Origin of the sequence: Paenibacillus sp. J22TS3 (assembly GCF_018403205.1) — a bacterium.
GTDB classification, from domain to species: domain Bacteria; phylum Bacillota; class Bacilli; order Paenibacillales; family Paenibacillaceae; genus Fontibacillus; species Fontibacillus tuaregi.
Genome location: NZ_BOSF01000006.1, coordinates 228,989 through 242,825 on the forward strand (window position 1 = coordinate 228,989; position 13,837 = coordinate 242,825).

Below are 13,837 nucleotides of genomic sequence, written 5' to 3' on the forward strand. Positions count from 1 at the left end.
GAAGACAGGGAACTACTCTACTCCGTGGGAGGGAATTATGGATCAGCAGGCTTATTGGGCAATTGGCATTTTTCTAGTTATTTATGCACTGATTATTTCAGAAAAGATTCACCGGACCATCGTCGCCATGCTGGGCGGCGTGCTCATGGTCGGGTTTGGGATTGTCAACCAGGAGACGGCCCTGCATCATATTGATTTCAACACACTGGGACTGCTGGTAGGTATGATGGTCATGGTCAGCATCACCGCAGAGACCGGGTTGTTCAGGTATATTGCCATTTGGGCCGCAAAAAAAGTCAAAGGCGAGCCGGTGCGCATCCTGATTGTACTCGGCCTCATCACCGCATTTGGCTCCGCCTTCTTAGACAACGTTACGACCGTTCTGCTTATGGTGCCGGTCACGTTCAGCATCACCCGTCAGCTCAAGGTGAATCCGGTGCCGTTTCTATTCACCGAAATTATCGCTTCCAATGTTGGGGGCACTGCAACGCTGATCGGGGACCCGCCGAATATTATGATCGGTTCTGCGGTGAAGGAGCTCACCTTCATGTCATTTATCTCCAATCTGACCCCGATCGTGGTCATCATTATGCTCGCGTATATTCCAATTCTGGTCTGGATGTTCCGCAAGAAGATCCAGACCACACCGGAACTGAAGGAAAGTCTCATGAAGCTCGACAATTCGGAGCTGATCACCGATCATAAGCTGCTCCGCAAGTGCCTGGTCATTCTCGGGCTGACGATTCTCGGATTCTTCCTGCATCAGTCCCTGCATCTTGAATCTGCTACGGTAGCTTTGGCTGGCGCATTTCTGCTCCTGCTGCTGACCGGAGAGCACACGATGGAGAAGGCGCTCAGTCGGGTGGAGTGGACAACGATCTTCTTCTTTGTTGGTTTGTTCGTGCTCGTATCTGGCCTGGTCGAGACGGGGGTCATTGCACAGCTGGCGGCAAGCGCGATCAAGTGGACGGGGGGAGACCCGCTGGCCACCTCCATGCTGATCCTGTGGCTCAGCGCCATAGCGTCGGCGTTCCTGGACAATATCCCATTTGTGGCCACCATGATTCCAATGATTCAGGAGATGGGGCAGATGGGAGTGCAGAACCTGGAGCCGCTCTGGTGGAGCCTGGCGCTGGGGGCATGCCTCGGGGGCAACGGAACCTTGATCGGGGCGAGCGCGAACCTGATCGTAGCTGGCCTGTCCGGCAAGGAAGGGCATCCGATCCGGTTCATGGACTACACCAAGATGGGGCTGCCTTTAATGCTGCTGTCTATTGTGCTGTCCAGCATTTACATTTATCTTCGTTACTTGATGTAAGGAAGGGAGTTGTGTCTAATGATAAATTATCAATTTGATGCTGAGGTTCTGGATATCACGGAGACTCGGGACGGAAGTGACACCGAGTTCAACATCAAGCTTCACCAGGAGCAGCCGTACCTGGATCGGCTTAGATTGGTCCAGCATGTGTTCGATGATAACAAGGATTATACTGATGTGCTGTTTTACGCTTACGCGGGCCATGAATACAAGGTTATTGTACGCCAGGAGCATTATGTGGATTTCGTGACCGAGATGTGGAAGGCACGCCTGCTCCGGAGTCTGGAATGGAGGGAAGATTAATTCGCCGGTCAATTGATTAATTTCAACTTCGGCGCAGGGATTAGGTGTTGAGATATGTGGAATAACCTCATTTAGAGGAAGTCATTAAAATTTTATATGTATTGCCTGGAGGAGCCTGTCACCAAGGGATACCTGTGTCTATTCACAGTTCCCGTGGTAACGGGCTCTTGTTGTATCCGCAAGGGACTGTATGCTGCAAAATGTTCAATACTGTGCTCGATGATAGGGAGGAATTTATCATGTTAATTTTTGAAATTGCGTTAATCCTGCTGGCCTCCAAGCTGGCTGGAGATCTGAGTGTGAAGCTCAGACAGCCGGCTGTGCTTGGGAAGCTGCTGGTCGGCATTGTGTTAGGCCCAGCCGTATTGGGGCTCATTAAGGGAACGAATATTTTGGAGGAAATCAGCCAAATCGGCGTGATCCTGCTCATGTTCATCGCGGGGCTTGAGACAGATACCGACGAATTCAAGAGAACGGGGAAGGCATCGGCCTACGTGGGGATAGCCGGAATTGCAGCCCCGCTTGCTCTGGGCTATGGAGCCGGATTGCTTCTTCATATGGCTCCCCTTCATGCTATATTCCTCGGTCTGCTCCTGTCGGCGACAAGTGTAAGCATTTCCGTACAGTCCTTGAAGGAGATGGGCAGGCTACAGACCCGGGAGGGAACTACGATCCTTGGGGCGGCCGTCATTGATGATGTGCTTGTCATTATTGCGCTGGCTTTTCTGATGAGTCTGGCGGGCGGGGATGTGAACTTGAGTCTCGTCATATTGAAAAAGATAGCGTTCTTTGCAATTGCTATTCTGTGCGGTTGGAAGCTTGTCCCATGGGTTATGCGCCGCTTTGCGAAGCTCAAAGTCTCGGAGACGGTCATCTCCGCTGCGCTAATTCTCTGCTTCGGCTTTGCCTATTTGGCCGAATATGCCGGAGTAGCCGCCATCATTGGAGCCTATATCGCAGGTGTATCCATCAGCCTGACGGGCTTTAAGCATGAAGTTACCGGGAAAGTGGAGACGATCAGTTACGCCTTTTTTGTACCGGTTTTCTTTACAAGTATCGGGGTAAATGTGGATTTTGACGGAGTTTCCTCTCAGCTGGGCCTTATTGCGGGATTAAGTGTGTTGGCTGTCCTAACCAAGCTGGGAGGGTCTGCTTTGGGTGCCAAGGCTGCCGGCTTCGGCTGGAGAAGCGCGCTGGGGATCGGGGCAGCTATGGTCTCCCGCGGTGAAGTCGCCCTCATTATTGCGGCAATTGGTCAGGAGGCAGGGCTGCTGGCTCCTGAGATGATGTCGGTTCTCGTGATTGTGGTGCTCGTTACAACCCTGGTCACACCCCCGCTGATGAAGCTTTTCTTCCGTGAGGAGAAAAGTGTCCGGCCCCTCAGCAGCCGTGCTAAGGAGACGGGAGCCAGCTGATTCTAATCATCCGAGACCAATTTAGATGGAGCTCTGGTCAATTTATAGGGGGAGGCTTGTGTGGGAACGGCATTTTGTGCACCTGTCCTGTCTGAATCTGTCTCTGCTATGAATACCGCAATGCTTCCTCCAAGTCTTGAATCAAGAGCTGTGCCGGCTCATGCCCGGCAGCCAGCCGGACCAGCGACAACGGCATTTGCTGTTTCGTTAACGCTGATTCATTGTAGCCGTAATTTGGTGAGATAATCTGGCTCTCCATAGCTCCCCACGATACACCGATTCGGAACAGCTTGAGCTTGTTCATGAAGGAGCGTATCCCCCCATAGCCGGGCGCTTTCAGCTCGAAGCTGAACAATCCCGAATAACCACGCAGAAGCTTGCGTCCTAGCTCATATTGCGGGTGGGAGGGGAGACCCGGGTGATTTACCCTGGAGACAGCTGGATGGCTGTCCAGGTAACGGGCAATTTCAAGCCCGTTCTGTTCATGGGCCTTCATCCGGAGCGGAAGCGTACGCAGTCCCCGAATCAACAGCCAGGCTTCAAAAGGAGCCATAGATGCCCCCATCAGCTGGAATTCTTCAGTGAACATGCGGCTAATGATGTCGCGGGAGGCGATCATGGCCCCTCCAACCAGATCATTATGCCCGCCAAGATACTTGGATACCGAATGCACCACAATATCAACACCGAGCCGCAGCGGTTTCATATAGAGCGGGGTGGCCCAGGAGTTGTCAATGATGGTTCGAATGTCTCTGCTCCTTGCCAGCTGTGTGATCTCTGGGATATTCACTAAATCAAAGGTGTATGATGTAGGAGATTCCATCAGGATAACCTTAGTCCGGTCCTCGATAGCTGAGGCAACCGCCTCAACTGACACGGAGTGGATTGTCGTATATGTGATATGGAATTTGGCCAGATATTGGACGAGCGTCGCCGAAGTCTCATAGACATGTCCAATCAGGATTACATGGTCTCCGGCACCGACACTGCACAGCAGGGCAGCGCCGATCGCGGCCATCCCTGATGCAAAGCATTTGCCAGCTTCTCCGCCTTCCAGCTCAGCCAGCATATTCTCGGCAATTTGGACCGTTGGATTCGTTCCCCGCCAATAGACATAGTGATTCATCTCATTATTGGCTGCTTCGGCGTAAGCATCATAGGAGTCAAAAAAGAACGGGCCTGTCTCGTAAATGGGAGGTACGGCGGCATGCAGGAAGCGGTGTTCCTCATCTGTGAATCTTAGGCACGTCATTATATCATCCGGGTTTTCCATAAGCGTCACCTTTATCATAAGCTGGACCGTAGCGGTCTTATTTTAGTAAGAGTGTCAGCTTATTCCACGTGAATTATTCGGGGGTATTCATCCATTTGAGCAGAACCGTGTCAAAAAGCACCGCCTCCTCAAACATCGGGTTATGGCCGCTTCGCTCAAAGACCACTTTGGTAATCTGCCCCAGCTTGTGCTCGATTCCATCCCAAAGTGTCAGTGGAGCGACCAGATAATCATACCTGCCAAGCCCAAGGAATACAGGCTTAGAGATCATAGGCAGCCGGTCATACAGATTGATGTTCGCAAAGGCTTCTCCCCATAAATGGTCAATTACCGGCATATTGGTGTATACACCTTCCCACATGTAGGACGCGTCAAAGTGGTAGTCATAGAAGCTTTGAGCCCCCATTCGGATCAGAAGGTGGGCAAAGCGTCTTTCCGGCTCCTGTTCCAAATCCTTCGCGAGCAGCGCCATATCCTTCTCAAATTTGCCCAGTCTGCCTGGATCGGCAGTCTGCAAGAAGAAGGATTGGCTCTCTTCCTGCCGCGCCGGGCTGTTCGTCGGGGCCGAATTCAACAAGATAACCCTATCGATATACTCAGGGTATTTAACTGCATACTCCGCAGCCAGAAAGGCATGTCCAGAATGGCCAAGAATGCTGAAGCGCTCAAGATCAAGCTCCTGCCTGAATCGTTCGATATCATCCAGGATGCGGTCTATTCCGTAATCTTCAGGTTTCATATCCGCCGGGGGCTTCACAAATCCACGGTGGTCGACAAAGATCAGCTTCAAGTGCTCACGGATAGCTTTGGAGAACAGCCGGGGATAATACAGACTGCTTCCGACTACGAGCACGGGATGGCCGCTCCCCTCAATACGGTAGGCAAGTTCAAACCCATCGGCAGTAAGGATTCCGTTGTTTTTCATATGTATAGCCCTCTCCTTTGGCAGATCAGCTTGTTGTGATCTTCCGGTATTTTCAAATTGATCTTAGCAGATGAGAGACAGGGCGTACGGGAATATTCAGCTATAACCGATTATTCCGCTTCCGTACTAGGTGAGGCAGCTAGCACAGCAGCTTTAGAGCAGCTGATCTTATGACACAGGAACATAAAGAGAAGGGACCGCCATTGAAGACGGCCTCCTAATTCTGTTCAAGAGTTCGGTTTGCGATCGAAAAAAAAAGCTCCGGGAACGAGCGCCCGCTCCCACCAGCCTCTAAAGTTCAATTCATCTGCACGCAAATGGCCTCAATCCCGGATTGGCGCGCTTGGATATACTCAAGCTCCCTGTCGTCCAGGCTTAGAACTACGCCAGGGGCAAGCTCCCGGTCTTGTCCTCCGATCTTTGCAAGCCCTGCCCCAGATAAGATAATCCACAGGTGTTTGGCGCCGGTCTGATGTCCTGGAAGAGACTCGTAGGTATACCGGCAGCCGGGTAGAATCTTCAAGCGGTAAAGGTAGCGTTCAGATTGCCCATCAGTCTCCTCCGGGCTCAGCAGTTCAAGATTTCCCCAGCCGAAGGGCGTCCCTTTTCCGTGTGCTGAGTCTCCCGGAAGAATTTCTTTAATGCGGCTGCTGTCCGCTTTGGAGGAGACGAGAATGCCAGCTTCGCTTGCGGCCACGATAAGGTCGGATAGTCCGATAATGTGGATCGGCCTGTCGAGCTCGCTAACCAGATGTGTATTCAGGGAATCAGTAGAAACGCTCCCGATACCGAGCTGCCTGCCGCCCAGATGCCGCGTGAACGCTTCCCAGCTTCCAAGGTCTTCCCAGCTTCCCTCGTACGGAACAACAATGGAGCCAGGTGTATGCTCTACAATCTCCTTATCGAAGCTGGTCTCAGGCAGGCTCTCATACCGCTCTAGCAGCTGCTCAGGGTCGATGGGAAGCCCGTATTCCTGCAAGGTTCGGGTGATAAATCCGAGCGTAAAAGCAAAGATACCGCAGTTCCACAGCGCCCCCTCCTGGAGCAGCTGATCTGCACGCTCAGGCTCCGGTTTCTCTACGAAGCGGGCAACCGGATAGTAGGGGAGACCGGGCTCCCCAGCCTGCGGCACGATATATCCGTACTGTGTTGAAGGAGAAGCTGGCCGCGTTCCGAGAAGGGCCAGGCTTGCGCCGGAAGTCCGCAGAACGGTAGGAAGCTCCCGAAGCCGGTCATAGAAGGAGGCTTCCACATAGGGGTCGACCGGCATAAACAGCAGGACCTCCTCCGGGTCGGCCCCGGGCTGAGCTTGCAGCTGCGCACAGGCCAGGGCAATCGCTGTCAGGGTTCCTCGTTTATGGGGTTCGGTCAGGATGGGGACCTTGTCCCCGGTCTGGCTTCGTATGAGCTCAAGCTGACTGTAATGTGTGATAATATGCGTAGATTCCAGCAGGCCCGCAGCCGTGAGCTGCCGGACCACCCGCTCCAGCATGGATTCCCGGCCCCCATCCGGGGCAGGGAGCAGCTTCAGGAAAGCTTTGGAGCGGACTTCACCGGACAAAGGCCAGAGTCTTTTGCCGGAACCGCCGGAGAGCAGGATTAGCTTCAAGTGTAAGCACCTCCCATAGTTATAGTTGAAGAGGTAGGATAGGCGGCCTTACAGTTTGTTTGGTCGCTTTGGAACGCAGGGAGTACCCGCCTCGCTTATGAAAAGACAGGGATCGGTACGATCCGGACAGCTGCTGCCGAAGTGAGGCGGGAACGGCATGAATGGACTTTTTGAACTCTTTGTTCAATGAGGGCTTTAGCAGGACCGTTCCGGGATAGTTGGTATATACGAAATTGCCGTAAGTCTCAAATTCCGAGAAGCCGAACTGCTTCTTCCGGTTCAGCTTAGCCAGAATGGCTGCGTGCCAGCTTACGCCGCACTTGGATTCAATCTTTCTTTTCATACGGGCCAGCTTGACGGAATCATACAGCATATAGTGATTGACAAAGGACTTCGGTGAGGCGGCCTTCTGACCGAGCAGCCGGGTATGAATGCGGAAGTACTCGGGGTGGCTCCATTTCCGGTAGTAGAATACGGTCTTTCCGTTGTGGAAGAAGGTGTGGGGACGGATCAGTACCGTGTCCGCGTCAGTCACCAGGAAGTGCCGGTTCCGGCAGATTTTATCCCCGCTGAGCTTCAGCAGCTGCTGGAAGAGCCAGCCTGAGCGCTCCCAGGTTTTGGAGCGGTAATGAATATCCTTCTTTGTAATTGGCAGGACGGTGTTCTCATTTACGAAGGTGCAGTTCTTCTTCCGACACAACTGGCGGATGGCAGTGCTGGATGGGGACACGATGTAGATGGTGCCGATCGGATGGTTAACATATTTACGCAGGCCATCAATGACAAAAGGCAGGGTACCCAGATCCTTCTCAATAGCCGGGATCAGCACATCGATGTGGGTCTGCGTGTCACGCAGGGCAGTAGTCACTCTAGCTCATTCCCTCCTAAAATTGGATGTGGGACTTTGGATTTCATATAGTCCAAGATATGCGGCGAACCCGCCCCCCGCTTGTGTATTTGTCTGCCGGGCTGCCGGATATTCATCCAATTCTCATAATTCTCTCATCTGGCTATAAGATTGGGATGATAGGCTTATCTTTGCGAAATGAGTGAATTAGAAAAGAGGCGGCTACCTGTGAATTTGGATTATACCGTTTTTGAGAAGATCAACCATTTGGCCGCAAGTGCGCCTATGTTTAACCCAATCATGAAATTTCTTGCGGAGGATGCGCAGTATATATTAATCCTGGGGGTAATTGTATATTGGTTTATAAGGGTGGAATCGAACCGGAGAATGATCACGGAGGTGCTTCTGGCGGCTTGTATGGGCGTGGGGATCAGTGCGGTGCTCGGGCATTTTCTGTACCGGGACCGTCCATTTGTCAGCCACCATGTCATCCAGCTCATTGCCCATCCTGCCAATGCTTCGTTTCCAAGTGACCATGCCACGTTGGCCTTTGCTGTCTCGGCCGCAATATGGGGCTACCGGAAGAAAGAAGGGGCCATATGGCTCGCTCTGTCCGCCCTTATTGCAGTGTCAAGGGTATGGACGGGGGTTCATTACCCAACGGATGTTATTGCAGGAGCTGCTCTAGGTATAGGGTTGGCGGCATTTGTTCACCTGATTTTCCGTAAATTCAAGCTGATGCAGGCTCTTCAGACTTTAGCCATTCAGGTCTATGAAAGGTTTGAAATAAAAGTCTGGCCCAAACCGGCTTCGGACAAGCCGTCAAGCAGAGCCCAGATTACGCGGTAAAACCCAAGGAGGATGATGGCCGGAAACGGCCCGTATCTATGACCAATAAGCGTAGTATAAAAATGATCCTGTCATTGCGCGGGGATTCTGCCCGGCAAGTACTCAGGTAATGTCAGCCACTACCGTGTGCTGCGCACCATAGAGGACATGTATGGTCTGTCTCCACTTGGGGAGAGTAAGAATGTGAGCGCCATTACAAATATATGGAAGCATTAAACATGGATCAATCAGCATGGACCAATCGAATAGAACCTCACATACCATCCTTCCGCTCTCAAGGCGGAGGGATGCTTGCACATGTATAGATATAATGCAGCTATTCCAGGGTAAAGGATGACGGTTGATGAAAGAGACAGTGTTGATTGTTGAGGATGAGGACAAAATTGCCCGTCTGCTCGAAATGGAGCTTGGTTATGAGGGGTACGAGGTGGCTAGGGCCTCCACAGGCCGGGAAGGTCTGGCTCTTGGGCTAAGCGGCACCTGGAGTGTCATTCTGCTGGATATTATGCTGCCGGAGCTTAGCGGGACGGAAGTCCTGCGGAGATTTCGCCAGACAGACGAGGTTACCCCTGTTATATTGTTAACCGCACGGGATGCTGTGCCGGACAAGGTGAGCGGGCTTGATTCCGGGGCCAACGACTATATTACCAAACCCTTTGAAATTGAGGAGGTCCTTGCCCGAATCCGGGCCTGTATCCGCAACCGGAGAATCGGGGAGCCTGCCGGGCAGACAGATGCTCAGGAGGAGTTCCCTGAGATCTCCATCGGGGACCTTACAGTAGTCCCTTTGATGAGAAAGGTGACCCGCGGGAAGGACAGCATCGAGCTGACCCCGAAGGAATACGAGCTTCTTGTATATTTGATGGAGAACCGCAATCAGGTTCTGACCCGGGAGCAGATTATTAGCAAGGTGTGGGGATATGATTTCGTGGGAGACACGAACGTGATCGACGTGTATATCAGGTATTTGCGCAAAAAAGTGGACTACCCCTATAGCAAAAAGCTGATCCATACCCATCGCGGGGTAGGTTACTCTATCCGGGAGACGGAAGAATGAGCATTAAAAAGAAGGTTGTTCTGCTTACCACCTTATGGCTGGTGGGGATTCTGCTGGCTTTTAACGTAACGGTATTCTACTCTTTTATGCGGATTACAACCCAGAACGAAAAGGAACTATTGATGGAAAGGATTGAGAATATACTGAGCAAGGCGGATGCGGCGGAGCTTCTCAAAGGCGGGGAGGGCGGCTGGCTGGAAAGCTATTTGCCTGACAAGGGACTTGTCCGGGTATTGGACAATGAAGGGAAGCAGCGCCAATTGATTCAGAACGATAATGACATTCTTCCCTTTGAGAAAGAGGCTGTAGGCCAGCCGGAGTCCGAATTGTATTATCAGACCACAGGGATTGTCCTTGCAGTTCGTACTCCCATCATATCTGCTGGTCAGGTGGCCGGTACAATAGAAATGGCCGAGAATCTCAGATCAATTCAGAATAACATCAGTATTCTGATTTGGATTTTGGCGCTTGCCAGCCTGGGGGCGATAGGCTTGAGCCTGGTGGGAGGCAGCTACTTGTCCAAGTGGATATCCAGGCCAATCTCCGGAATGGTCTCCACTATGGAAGTGATCGAGCAAAGTCTGGAGTTCCGCAAAATTCCCGTTAAGCCGGAAGCTAGGGATGAACTGAGCATGATGGGGCGTACATTCAACCGGATGATCGACCGGCTGGAGACGAGCTTTATGCGTCAACAGCAGTTCGTCTCGGATGCATCGCATGAGCTGAAGACACCGCTGACGATTATTGAGGGATATGCCAATATGCTTCGCAGGTGGGGGCTGAAGGACGAGGCCAAGGGCAGGGAAGCGGCGGATCATATTTATTCGGAAGCCGTCCGAATGAAGGGATTGACCCAACAGCTTCTGAATCTCGCTTCAACCGAGAACAAAACCGGACATGCTCCAGAGCGGATGGACCTTGTGGAGCTGGCCCAAAGTACGGCGGGTCATCTTAACAAAGTATACAACCGGCGAATAAAGGTGGAATACGAGGCAGAGGATCTTATTCTTGAGGCCGATCCTTCCCAAATTAACCAGCTGCTGCTGATCCTGCTCGATAATGCGCTGAAGTACAGCAGGAATGAAGTGGACTTGAAACTCGCAGCCCATACCGAATCCGGCACAGGCAGGGCGGGTTGTCTGATCACGGTACAGGATTATGGCATAGGGATTCCCAAGGAGGAGCTTAACAAGGTATTCGAAAGGTTTTATAGAGTGGATTCCTCAAGACACCGGAAAACAGGAGGAACAGGACTCGGCCTGTCCATCGCCAAAAATTTGGTTGAACGCCACAACGGGACCATCTCGATTCATAGTGAAGAGAATATAGGCACTGTAGTTAACGTGTTTCTTCCGTTGGCTTCACAGTCGCAGTCATAGGCCAAAGCCCCAGCCCCTATTGTATTGACAATACGGGGCTTTCTCTTTTATAATTACCTTCGTAATAATGAGAATCATTATCATTTAAATTTTGGAAATCGAACGATTGCTATAAACGGGGAGCTGGGGACATGAAGGACACAGGATGGCGCATACATAGAGTACTTCTCATGGTGTTCAGTGTCTGTGTTGTATTGGGAAGCGTACTGCTGCCTGTGCATCCGGTATCGGCCGCAGCCGCTGGAGCCAAGACGGGAACCACGATTGAGGATGTGCTGAAGCACACGGATGATCTTAAGACCTATCTTGAAAAGGGAGATCTGGAGCAGGCCGCAGCCGCTTTCAGTCCCATCAAGAAATGGTGGAATGCGAACAAGGCTGAGGTGAAGGGTAATTCGCTGAATATGTCTCTGGAAATTGAAGGGCAGATCGCGGGGATCTCGCTGGCCATTCTGAGCAAGGACAGCGGCAAAGCGCTGGAGAAGGCGGGAACCTTGGAGTTCTCCCTGATCAACTACCGCGATGGGGCTTATGTTGGCAATGACGGCAAGCAGAAGATGACCTTAAGCGCGTATATTTTGAAGCTTAGAGGGGCCGCGGATCTGGTAGAAAAGCAGAAATGGACGGAGGCCGCTTCGGAAGTGAAGCTGCTTCAGCAGCAGTGGCTGACGGTTGAAGGCGATATCGTCAGCAAATCGGCCACGGTGTACAGCAACACCGAGAGAGATCTGGTTCTGCTGGACGCTTATATCGCAAGCCCGGAGCAGCGGCAGCAGGTGAAGACCGTCATCGACCGTATGATCGATGGACTGGTTCCGCTTGCGGATGCCCAATATACGTGGGTTGATGCGGCGTTGATCCCGATCCGAGAAGGCCTGGAGGCGCTGCTCGTAGTAGGAGCGCTGCTGATGTACTCGAAGAAGGCAGGGTCCAAACAGGCGGGCCGCTGGGTTATCGGCGGATCGGCCGCCGGGCTGCTGACCTGCATCGGCGTTGGCTTCGCCGTTGCTTTCTTCCTGACTTCCAGCGCATTCGGGAGAAATAACTCCCTGATCAACGGCTGGACCGGGGTTCTGGCCAGCTTCCTGCTGCTCTATGTGAGCTATTGGCTGCACCGGAATGCCGATGTGCAGCGCTGGAAGCAGTTCCTGGCGGGCAAGAGCTCCAAGGCTCTATCCGGAGGGAAGATGTTCTCCATAGCCTTGCTTGCGTTTTTTGCTATCGTGCGTGAGGGCCTGGAGACGGTCATCTTCCTGATCGGCATGGTTGGCAAGATGCCGGGCACGGCCCTGGCTGGAGGGATAGCCGCTGGCTTTGGGGTACTTGCACTATGTGCCGTGGTGATCGTAAAGGCGGGAACCCGTCTTCCGGTAAGACCGGTTTTTCTGGCTTCAAGTGTGATTGTCTTTTATCTGTGCTTCAAATTTATGGGCTCAGGCATCCACAGCCTGCAAATGGCGGGCGTTCTGCCATCAACGGTGCATGAATATCTGCCGGAGTATGCAGGCATCAGTCTGTATCCTTCCTGGTACAGCACATTTCCACAGCTGATCTTTGTGCTGGTTGCCGTAGTAGTGCTTCTGGCTCATCGCACATCCAGTAAACGCACAAAGGTTCAAACTATATAATCGGTGCTTCAGACACCACTAATAACGGGGGATTCTAATTATGTTCAAACGTCTTACTACAGCAGCTTCAATTTCAGTAGCCAGTGTGCTCCTGCTAAGTGCTTGCGGCCAGGCCGACACGAAGGAAGCCGCACCTGCAGCACAGGTTGCGAGCCAGCAGCCAGCAGACAATTCTGACGGCAAGAACGCGGTTGCAGGGGATGCCGGGAAGCTGCAGGAGGAAGTGGCCAAGCTTCAGGAGGCGATCGGGAAGAAGGATGCCGCTGAGGTTAAACGGCTTGGTAAATCTATTAACGACCTGTGGCTGAGCTTTGAGAATACGGTCCGCCAGACCTTTCCACTCGAATACACCGAGGTGGAGAAGTATGAAATGCCGATTTTCTCAGCCTCTGCTTACGATAAGATTGACTTTGATTCGCTGAAAGGTAACGCCGACAAGCTGAACACAGCACTTGAACAGCTTAAGAATGCCAAGCCTAGCACAGCTAATACGTCCGAAATTTTGAACAAAGCTGTAGATAATTATAAAGCATTTGTGGATGAGCAGGCCGACAACCTGGCCGCAGGTACCAAAGCGTTCGCTGCTGCAGTGAAAGCTGGCAATGTGGAACAGGCCAAACAGGAGTATATCAAAGCACGTGTCTACTTCGAGACCATTGAGCCGATTGCGGAGAGCTTTGGCGATTTGGATCCGAAGATCGACGCGCGCCTGGCTGATGTTGAAGATGAGAAGACATGGACAGGGTACCACCGTATTGAGAAGGCGCTGTGGAAGGATGGTTCCTTGGCCGGTCAGGACAAATATGCCGATCAATTGATCAAGGACACGGAAGAGCTTCAGAAGAAGATTAAGGAATTGAAGCTTGAGCCGAAAATGATGGTTGCTGGAGCAATTGAGCTGCTTAATGAAGCGGCGACCTCGAAGATTACAGGGGAAGAGGAAATCTATTCCCGTACCGATCTGGTCGATCTTGCCGCCAATGTGAACGGGTCCAAGACCGTATACCTGGCTATTATCCCGGCTTTGAATGAGAAGAATCCGGATCTGGCCAGCCAGATTGATAAGCAATTCCTCGCTACGGAGGAGCTTCTGCGCGGGCACCAGAAAGACGGACAATATGTAACTTACGACAAGCTGTCCACGGAACAAATCCGCAAGATCAGTGACCAGCTGAGCCAGCTCTCAACCTTGATGACCCAGACGGCAAGCATTCTGTAAGCGGCGGGGGAGAGA

At 52.2% G+C, this 13,837-nt stretch carries 12 protein-coding genes; 8 read left to right on the forward strand and 4 right to left on the reverse strand.

All coding sequences use genetic code 11. From position 1 onward, the window contains the following. The first annotated feature begins 37 nt into the window (after positions 1–37). From KJS63_RS19395 to KJS63_RS19405, 3 genes are all read left to right on the forward strand, one after another. On the forward strand, positions 38–1,318 hold the full coding sequence (locus KJS63_RS19395; protein WP_213620635.1) for an ArsB/NhaD family transporter: 1,281 nt from the start codon (positions 38–40) through the stop codon (positions 1,316–1,318). Between the two features lie 18 nt (positions 1,319–1,336). Continuing rightward, on the forward strand, positions 1,337–1,621 hold the full coding sequence (locus KJS63_RS19400) for a hypothetical protein (protein WP_213620636.1): 285 nt from the start codon (positions 1,337–1,339) through the stop codon (positions 1,619–1,621). Positions 1,622–1,860: 239 nt separating this feature from the next. Beyond that, on the forward strand, positions 1,861–3,036 hold the full coding sequence (locus tag KJS63_RS19405; RefSeq protein WP_213620637.1) for a cation:proton antiporter: 1,176 nt from the start codon (positions 1,861–1,863) through the stop codon (positions 3,034–3,036). Positions 3,037–3,142: 106 nt separating this feature from the next. Here KJS63_RS19405 and KJS63_RS19410 read toward each other — a convergent pair whose 3' ends face one another. The 4 genes from KJS63_RS19410 to KJS63_RS19425 form a co-directional block, all read right to left on the reverse strand. Next, positions 3,143–4,309: a trans-sulfuration enzyme family protein gene (locus tag KJS63_RS19410; RefSeq protein WP_213620638.1), complete on the reverse strand. Its 1,167-nt coding sequence runs from the start codon at positions 4,307–4,309 to the stop codon at positions 3,143–3,145. Between the two features lie 73 nt (positions 4,310–4,382). Next, positions 4,383–5,234, reverse strand: coding sequence for an alpha/beta fold hydrolase (locus KJS63_RS19415; protein ID WP_213620639.1), 852 nt, complete (start codon positions 5,232–5,234; stop codon positions 4,383–4,385). A gap of 298 nt (positions 5,235–5,532) precedes the next feature. Continuing rightward, positions 5,533–6,843: a sugar phosphate nucleotidyltransferase gene (locus KJS63_RS19420; RefSeq protein WP_213620640.1), complete on the reverse strand. Its 1,311-nt coding sequence runs from the start codon at positions 6,841–6,843 to the stop codon at positions 5,533–5,535. 19 nt (positions 6,844–6,862) lie between these two features. After that, positions 6,863–7,711, reverse strand: a complete 849-nt coding sequence (locus KJS63_RS19425) for a DUF6492 family protein (protein WP_213620641.1) — start codon at positions 7,709–7,711, stop codon at positions 6,863–6,865. 207 nt (positions 7,712–7,918) lie between these two features. Between KJS63_RS19425 and KJS63_RS19430 the strand changes: the two genes are divergently transcribed. The 5 genes from KJS63_RS19430 (at position 7,919) to efeO (ending at position 13,822) form a co-directional block, all read left to right on the forward strand. Next, entirely contained in the window at positions 7,919–8,539 is a 621-nt protein-coding gene (locus tag KJS63_RS19430) for an undecaprenyl-diphosphatase (protein WP_244862685.1), read from the forward strand. Positions 8,540–8,882: 343 nt separating this feature from the next. Continuing rightward, positions 8,883–9,596 carry a response regulator transcription factor gene (locus KJS63_RS19435; protein WP_213620643.1) on the forward strand — a complete coding sequence of 238 codons (714 nt, stop codon included), beginning with the start codon at positions 8,883–8,885 and terminating at the stop codon, positions 9,594–9,596. Beyond that, positions 9,593–10,975 (forward strand): HAMP domain-containing sensor histidine kinase, encoded by a 1,383-nt coding sequence (locus tag KJS63_RS19440; protein ID WP_213620644.1) that lies wholly within the window; start codon positions 9,593–9,595, stop codon positions 10,973–10,975. Before KJS63_RS19435 ends, KJS63_RS19440 begins: the two co-directional genes overlap by 4 nt. A 131-nt stretch (positions 10,976–11,106) precedes the next feature. Further along, the gene (locus KJS63_RS19445) at positions 11,107–12,603 is read left to right on the forward strand and encodes an FTR1 family iron permease (protein ID WP_213620645.1); all 1,497 of its coding nucleotides are present in this window, start codon (positions 11,107–11,109) and stop codon (positions 12,601–12,603) included. Between the two features lie 40 nt (positions 12,604–12,643). Beyond that, a complete protein-coding gene (gene efeO / locus KJS63_RS19450) occupies positions 12,644–13,822 on the forward strand; it encodes an iron uptake system protein EfeO (RefSeq protein WP_213620646.1) in 1,179 nt (392 codons plus the stop codon). The last annotated feature ends 15 nt before the right edge of the window (positions 13,823–13,837 follow it).

Bases quoted from the DNA above. Each gene is read 5' to 3' on its own strand.
- KJS63_RS19410 (WP_213620638.1), bottom strand. From the start codon at position 4,309: ATGGAAAACCCGGATGATATAATGACGTGCCTAAGATTCACAGATGAG.
- efeO (WP_213620646.1), top strand. From the start codon at position 12,644: ATGTTCAAACGTCTTACTACAGCAGCTTCAATTTCAGTAGCCAGTGTG.
- KJS63_RS19405 (WP_213620637.1), top strand. From the start codon at position 1,861: ATGTTAATTTTTGAAATTGCGTTAATCCTGCTGGCCTCCAAGCTGGCT.
- KJS63_RS19435 (WP_213620643.1), top strand. From the start codon at position 8,883: ATGAAAGAGACAGTGTTGATTGTTGAGGATGAGGACAAAATTGCCCGT.
- KJS63_RS19395 (WP_213620635.1), top strand. From the start codon at position 38: ATGGATCAGCAGGCTTATTGGGCAATTGGCATTTTTCTAGTTATTTAT.
- KJS63_RS19400 (WP_213620636.1), top strand. From the start codon at position 1,337: ATGATAAATTATCAATTTGATGCTGAGGTTCTGGATATCACGGAGACT.
- KJS63_RS19445 (WP_213620645.1), top strand. From the start codon at position 11,107: ATGAAGGACACAGGATGGCGCATACATAGAGTACTTCTCATGGTGTTC.
- KJS63_RS19415 (WP_213620639.1), bottom strand. From the start codon at position 5,234: ATGAAAAACAACGGAATCCTTACTGCCGATGGGTTTGAACTTGCCTAC.
- KJS63_RS19440 (WP_213620644.1), top strand. From the start codon at position 9,593: ATGAGCATTAAAAAGAAGGTTGTTCTGCTTACCACCTTATGGCTGGTG.